7 protein-coding genes are annotated in these 7,180 nt (G+C 61.1%); 1 reads left to right on the top strand and 6 read right to left on the bottom strand.

The window, feature by feature from the left end:
• The 5 genes from DBR24_RS15040 to DBR24_RS15020 all read right to left on the bottom strand — a co-directional run.
• Positions 1-761 (bottom strand): branched-chain amino acid aminotransferase (locus DBR24_RS15040; protein WP_371921292.1); only part of this gene is annotated, 761 nt, incomplete at its 3' end.
• A 242-nt stretch (positions 762-1,003) separates the two neighbouring features.
• Positions 1,004-2,377, bottom strand: a complete 1,374-nt coding sequence (gene lpdA / locus DBR24_RS15035) for a dihydrolipoyl dehydrogenase (protein WP_123462608.1) — start codon at positions 2,375-2,377, stop codon at positions 1,004-1,006.
• A gap of 3 nt (positions 2,378-2,380) precedes the next feature.
• On the bottom strand, positions 2,381-3,655 hold the full coding sequence (locus DBR24_RS15030; protein ID WP_128615155.1) for a dihydrolipoamide acetyltransferase family protein: 1,275 nt from the start codon (positions 3,653-3,655) through the stop codon (positions 2,381-2,383).
• A complete protein-coding gene (locus tag DBR24_RS15025) occupies positions 3,656-4,714 on the bottom strand; it encodes an alpha-ketoacid dehydrogenase subunit beta (protein WP_123462612.1) in 1,059 nt (352 codons plus the stop codon).
• A 1-nt stretch (position 4,715) separates the two neighbouring features.
• Positions 4,716-5,951: a 3-methyl-2-oxobutanoate dehydrogenase (2-methylpropanoyl-transferring) subunit alpha gene (locus DBR24_RS15020; protein WP_003224001.1), complete on the bottom strand. Its 1,236-nt coding sequence runs from the start codon at positions 5,949-5,951 to the stop codon at positions 4,716-4,718.
• Between the two features lie 185 nt (positions 5,952-6,136).
• On the opposite strand from DBR24_RS15020, the gene bkdR reads away from it, so the two are divergent.
• Positions 6,137-6,625: a Bkd operon transcriptional regulator BkdR gene (gene bkdR, locus DBR24_RS15015; protein ID WP_007915088.1), complete on the top strand. Its 489-nt coding sequence runs from the start codon at positions 6,137-6,139 to the stop codon at positions 6,623-6,625.
• A 3-nt stretch (positions 6,626-6,628) separates the two neighbouring features.
• Here the strand turns inward: bkdR and DBR24_RS15010 are convergent.
• Positions 6,629-7,180, bottom strand: a 552-nt coding sequence (locus DBR24_RS15010) for a tyrosinase family protein (RefSeq protein WP_146189054.1), incomplete at its 5' end; no start/stop codon positions are given.

Below are 7,180 nucleotides of genomic sequence, written 5' to 3'. Positions count from 1 at the left end.
TCGATCAGCGACAGGCGGGTGATGCCTGGCAGAACCGACGGCGAGTTCGGGGTAATGAACTTGTTGTCGTGGGTGATCCCGAAGAAGTTGGCCGAACCGACTTCCTCGATCTTCTTGTGGGTCAGCGGGTCCAGGTAGATGGCGTCGGCGAAGTGCGCCTTCTTGGCCTGGGAACCCGGCATCAGGCTGGCGGCGTAGTTGCCACCGACCTTGGCCGCACCGGTGCCTTGCGGGGCGGCGCGGTCGAAGCTGGAGATCTGGAAGTTGTGCGGGGTCAGGCCGCCCTTGAAGTAGGCGCCAACCGGGATCGCGAACACCGAGAAGATGAACTCCGGGGCGGTACGCACGCCGATGTTGTCACCCACGCCGATCACGAACGGACGCAGGTACAGCGCGCCGCCGGTGCCGTAAGGCGGGATGAAGCGCTCGTTGGCACGAACCACTTGCTTGCACGCTTCGATGAACTGCTCGGTGGACACGTGCGGCATCAGCAGGCGGGCGCAGCTGCGTTGCATGCGCGCGGCGTTCTGATCCGGGCGGAACAGGTTGATCGAGCCGTCCTTGCAACGATAGGCCTTCAGGCCTTCGAAGCACTGCTGGCCATAGTGAAGGGCCGTCGAGCCTTCGCTGATGTGCAGCACGTTGTCTTCGGTCAGGGTGCCTTTGTCCCACTCGCCATCGCGAAAGTACGACAGATAGCGTTTGTCGGTCTTGATGTAGTCAAAACCCAGCTTGTCCCAATTGATGCTTTCGTTACCCATGACACCCTCTATCACTGAACAACCGCCGAAACGGTTCAAGGCTTCTGACGTTTTTTGGATGGGCACAACAATACTTCATTCTTGAGCGGTTTCGCAGCCCGGACTATCGGATGGCACACAGATAAATCGTGTTGCCCTCAGGAATTCGCGAGCAAGCTCGCTCCCACAGGGGAATGCATTCCAAATGTGGGAGCGAGCTTGCTCGCGAAGGGGCCATCACTGCCACCCTCCATTTGACGGATTTACAGGTGTAGCGCATGCCCCAAAGCACGCAACGCCGCTTCCTGCACCGCTTCACCCAAGGTCGGGTGCGCATGGATGGTGCCGCCAATGTCTTCCAGCCGCGCACCCATTTCCAGGCTTTGTGCAAACGCGGTCGACAACTCGGAAACCCCGACGCCCACTGCCTGCCAGCCGACAATCACATGATTGTCGCGACGGGCGACCACCCGCACGAAGCCGCTTTTCGATTCCAGGGTCATCGCCCGGCCATTGGCGGCGAACGGGAAGCTCGACACGATGCAGTCCAGTCCGGCGGCCTTGGCCTCGTCCGGGGTCTGGCCGACCACCACCAGTTCCGGGTCGGTGAAGCACACGGCGGCGATCGCGGTCGGGTTGAATTCGCGGTGTTTACCGCTGATCAGCTCGGCGACCATTTCGCCTTGGGCCATGGCCCGGTGCGCGAGCATCGGCTCGCCGCTCAGGTCGCCGATGGCGTAGACGTTGCGCATGCTGGTCTGGCAACGGCTGTCGATCTTGATCGCCGAGCCATTCATGTCCAGGTTCAGCGCTTCGAGGTTCCAGCCCTGCGTATTCGGTTTGCGGCCGACGGCCACCAGCACCTGATCGGTTTGCAGATTCAGGGTGTCGCCGTTCGGGTCACGCACCTGCAAGGTCCCGTCGAACCCCAGCACGCTGTGCTTGAGATAGAGCTTCACGCCCAGTTGCTTCAGGGCTTCGTGTACTGGTTGTGTCAGCTCGGCATCGTAGGCCGGCAGGATACGATCCTGCGCCTCGACCACACTGACCTCGGCGCCAAGCTTGCGGTAAGCAATGCCCAGCTCCAGACCGATGTAACCGCCGCCAACCACCACCAGCCGCTTTGGCACAGACGTCGGCGCCAGTGCTTCGGTGGAGGAGATGATCGGCCCGCCAATCGGCAGGATCGGCAGGTTGACGCTGGTCGAACCGGTGGCGAGTACCAGGTGTTCGCACTGGATTCGGGTGTCGCCGACTTCAACCGTTTTGCCGTCAATGACCTTGGCCCAGCCGTTGATGACCTGAACCTTGTGCTTTTTCAGCAGTGCGGCGACGCCGGTGGTCAGGCGATCGACGATACCGTCCTTCCACTCAACGCTTTTAGTGATATCGAGGGTCGGCGCCGAAACGCTGATGCCCAGCGCCGAATGCTCGCTGTGATGCTGCGTCTGGTGAAACTGCTCGGCCACATGAATCAGCGCTTTTGACGGGATGCAGCCGATGTTCAGGCACGTGCCGCCCAGCGATTGGCCTTCGACCAGAATCGTCGCAATCCCCAGTTGCCCGGCGCGAATCGCCGTGACGTAACCGCCAGGACCGCCGCCAATAATCAGCAGCGTGGTGTTCAGAGTTTGCATGCCTTACTCCACAAACAAAGTGGCGGGTTGTTCGAGCAAGCCACGGATGGCCTGGATGAAGAGCGCCGCGTCCATGCCGTCGACCACGCGGTGATCGAAGGAACTGGAGAGGTTCATCATCTTGCGGATCACCACCTGGCCTTTGACGACCATTGGCCGTTCGACAATTTTGTTCACGCCGACGATTGCCACTTCCGGCAGGTTCAGCACCGGGGTGCTGACGATGCCGCCCAGCGCACCGAGGCTGGTCAGGGTGATGGTCGAGCCGGACAGTTCGTCGCGGCTGGCCTTGCCATTGCGGGCAGCATTCGCCAGGCGCGAGATTTCCGCAGCGCTGTCCCACAGGCTGCGGGCTTCGGCGTGACGCACCACCGGCACCATCAGGCCAACGTCACTTTGCGTGGCGACGCCGACGTGTACCGCGCCGAGGCGGGTGATGACCTGGGCTTCGTCGTCGTACCGGGCGTTCATCTGCGGGAAGTCGCGCAAGGCAACGACCAGCGCACGCACGAGGAACGGCAGCAAGGTCAACTTGCCACGGCTGGCACCGTGTTTTTCATTCAGATGCGCGCGCAGCTCTTCAATCGCGGTGACGTCGATTTCCTCGACGTAACTGAAGTGCGCGGCGCGCTGGGTGGCGTCCTGCATGCGTTGGGCGATCTTGCGACGCATGCCGATCACTGGAATCTGTTCTTCATCGTGACGCTGGGCGTAAGCGGCGGCTGCCGGCGCCGAAGCGTTCGACTGACCTTGCGCCAGATAGGCCTCGAGGTCCTCGTGCAGCACGCGACCAGCCGGGCCGGTGCCGCGTACCAGGCGCAATTGAATGCCCAGATCCAGCGCATGTTTGCGCACGGCCGGGGAGGCCAGTGGACGTTCATCGGCTTCACGGGCAACCATCGGGCCCTGGCAAACGGCAGCCGGACGCGGTGCAGCAGCGGCGACCGGTTTGCTTTCGATCGTCGCTTCAGCTTTCGGCGCAATCGGCGCCTCTTTGACAGGCGCGGGTGCGGCGGACTCCTTCAAGTTGCCGGCACCTTCCACCTCGATGCTGATCAGCACACTGCCGACCGCCATCACTTCACCCGGCTGACCGCCGAGAGCAATCACCTTGCCGTGCACTGGCGATGGAATATCGACCATGGCCTTGTCGGTCATCACGTCCGCCAGCACCTGGTCTTCAACCACCAGATCGCCAACCTTGACGTGCCACTGCGACAGTTCGACTTCTGCGATGCCTTCGCCGATGTCCGGCATCTTGATAACGTGCGTGCCCATTCAGACCTCCATGACCCGTTTCAGAGCTGCGCCCACACGGGACGGCCCAGGGAAATACGCCCACTCTTGCGCGTGCGGGTAGGGGGTGTCCCAGCCGGTGACGCGTTCGATCGGCGCTTCCAGGTGATGGAAGCAATGCTCTTGCACCAGCGCGACCAGTTCGGCGCCGAACCCGCAAGTGCGGGTGGCTTCGTGCACCACCACGCAACGGCCGGTTTTCTTCACCGACTTGACGATGGTTTCCAGGTCCAGCGGCCACAGGCTGCGCAGGTCGATGACTTCGGCATCAACGCCGGATTCTTCGGCCGCGACTTGCGAGACGTAGACGGTGGTGCCGTAGGTCAACACGGTCACGTCCTTGCCCGGACGGGTGATCGCGGCGACGTCCAGCGGCACGGTGTAGTAACCGTCCGGCACCTGGGCTTGCGGGTGTTTCGACCATGGGGTTACCGGGCGGTCGTGGTGACCATCGAACGGGCCGTTGTACAGGCGTTTTGGCTCAAGAAAGATCACCGGGTCATCGTTTTCGATGGAGGCGATCAGCAGACCCTTGGCGTCGTACGGGTTGGACGGCATCACGGTGCGCAGACCACAGACCTGAGTGAACATCGCCTCGATGCTCTGGCTGTGGGTCTGGCCGCCGTAGATGCCGCCGCCGCATGGCATGCGCAGGGTCATTGGTGCGGTGAACTCACCGGCCGAGCGATAACGCAGGCGCGCCGCTTCGGAAATGATCTGGTCGGAGGCCGGGTAAACGTAGTCGGCGAACTGAATCTCGGCGACCGGGCGCAGGCCGTAAGCGCCCATGCCCACGGCAACACCGACGATGCCGCTCTCGGAGATCGGTGCGTCGAACACGCGTGAGGTGCCGTACTTGGTCTGCAGGCCTTCGGTGCAACGGAACACGCCACCGAAGTAGCCGACGTCCTGACCGAACACCACCACGTTGTCGTCACGCTCAAGCATCACATCCATGGCCGAGCGCAGGGCCTGGATCATGGTCATGGTGGTTGTGGTCATGGCGGTTTCCAACTGAATATTGTTGTTGTGATCGTTCATGTCAGATCCCCAACTGCTGACGCTGGCGCTTCAAGTGCTCCGGCATCTCTTTGTAGACGTCTTCGAACATGGTCGCGGCGCTTGGAATCTGGCCGCCGGCGAGGGTGCCGTACTGCTCGGCCTGTTTCTGCGCGGCAATCACTTCGGCTTCGAGCTCGGCACTGACGGCGGCGTGTTCTTCTTCCGACCAGTGGCCGACCTTGATCAGGTGCTGCTTCAGGCGGGCAATCGGGTCGCCCAGCGGGAAGTGGCTCCAGTCGTCGGCAGGACGGTATTTGGAAGGATCGTCGGAGGTCGAGTGCGGGCCGGCACGGTAGGTGACCCATTCGATCATGGTCGGCCCGAGGTTGCGCCGGGCGCGTTCAGCGGCCCAGGCAGATGCTGCATACACGGCGTAGAAGTCGTTGCCATCCACGCGCAGCGAAGCGATGCCGCAACCGACGCCGCGTCCGGCGAAGGTAGTGGCTTCACCACCGGCGATGGCCTGGAAGGTCGAGATCGCCCATTGATTGTTGACCACGTTGAGGATCACTGGCGCACGGTAAACGTGGGCGAAGGTGAGGGCGGTGTGGAAGTCCGATTCGGCGGTGGCGCCGTCACCGATCCACGCCGAGGCGATTTTCGTGTCGCCCTTGATCGCCGAGGCCATGCCCCAGCCGACAGCCTGAATGAACTGGGTGGCGAGGTTGCCGGAAATGGTAAAGAAACCGGCGTCCTTGACCGAGTACATGATCGGCAACTGGCGGCCCTTGAGCGGATCGCGCTCGTTGGACAGCAGTTGGCAGATCAGGTCGACCAGCGGCACTTCGCGGGCCATCAGAATGCTTTGCTGGCGGTAGGTCGGGAAGCACATGTCGTCGATGTTCAAGGCCAGGGCCTGAGCGCTGCCAATGGCTTCTTCGCCAAGGCTCTGCATGTAGAACGACATTTTTTTCTGGCGCTGGGCGACCACCATGCGGTTGTCGTAGATCCGCGTCTTGAGCATGGCGCGCATGCCCTTGCGCAGGATCTCGACCGGCACGTTTTCAGCCCAGGGGCCGAGGGCGTTGCCCTGGTCGTCGAGCACGCGGATCAGGCCACGCGCCAGATCGGCGGTGTCGGCGGGTTCGACGTCGATGGATGGTTTGCGCACCGTGCCTGCATCGGTCAGATGCAGGTAGGAAAAGTCGGTTTTGCAGCCTGGGCGGCCCGAAGGTTCAGGGACGTGCAGACGCAGCGGTTCATACGCTTGGGTCATGGCTTCTACGCTCGATCTTGTGAATTTCTTGTAGTGAGCTGGCAATCATTCTTGGGTGAAAGAAATCTTGTCCTACAACAATCATAGGCCCGGGCCAGAAGAATATTTCTCTCTGTTTCGTTGCGCTGGAGACGATTTGCAGATAGAAATTCTGCATAAACATAAAAAACAGGTGGTTTTGTCTCATGCGCAAACTGGACCGTACCGACATCGGCATTCTCAACAGCCTTCAAGAGAACGCGCGCATCACCAACGCCGACCTCGCACGCTCGGTGAATCTGTCGCCGACACCGTGCTTTAACCGGGTCAAGGCGATGGAAGAATTAGGGCTTATTCGCGAGCAGGTGACGCTGCTGGACGCCGACCTGCTGGGGCTGCATGTCAACGTGTTCATCCACGTCAGCCTCGAGAAGCAGGTGGAGGAGGCGTTGCAGCATTTCGAAGAAGCGATTTCCGATCGCCCGGAGGTGATGGAGTGCTATTTGATGGCGGGTGACCCGGATTATCTGATCCGCGTGCTGGTGCCGACCATTCAGTCGCTGGAGCGTTTCATGATGGACTTTCTGACCAAGGTGCCGGGGGTGGCGAATATTCGCTCGAGTTTTGCGCTCAAGCAGGTGCGCTACAAGACGGCGTTGCCCTTGCCGGCAAACGGCCTGACGCTAGGTAACTGAAAGTCAGATGTAGTCATACCGGTAATCGAGTTCCGCGGTATAGAGGGTTTGTCGGACGGTAAAGGTTTGCGCCCAGGGCGCCCGTTCATTGGCAGGATGAAAGATCAGGGCGGTTTCGTTCGTGTCTGCCGAGCCAGCTCCATTGGTAAAGCCTGGAGTTCCAGCATGCTGATGTTTCCAGCGTTCCCACAGCAAGTCGAGGTAGCAGTGGTGCAGGAAGAATATCGGATCGTTGGGTGAGGAGGCTTGTGCCATGCTGCCGCCAATCCAGGCATGTACCGGATTGTGCAAAAGGCTTTCCGAGACGTTTTCCCAGCCGCTTTCATCCATCCAGTAAGGCGTTCTGTTCAGGGTCGAAATAACATCCAGCGGGGTGGGCAGTGCGCCGCTTGCCCCCAGATTTCGACGAATGCCGGTGTTGCCAGTGCCCTCGTCCCAGACCCTGACATCGAATTGTGAGTGCTCCCTGGAAAACGGACCGCTGGTGACACGCTGATCTTGCAGGTTGTCACCGTTTGAGCCCATGAAATCCGACGTGAAGGGGTTGTCTGCTCC

Origin of the sequence: Pseudomonas sp. HMWF006 (genome assembly GCF_003061205.1) — a bacterium.
Classification (GTDB): Bacteria; Pseudomonadota; Gammaproteobacteria; order Pseudomonadales; family Pseudomonadaceae; genus Aquipseudomonas; species Aquipseudomonas monsensis.
This window is presented reverse-complemented; position numbering and strand designations above follow the sequence as displayed.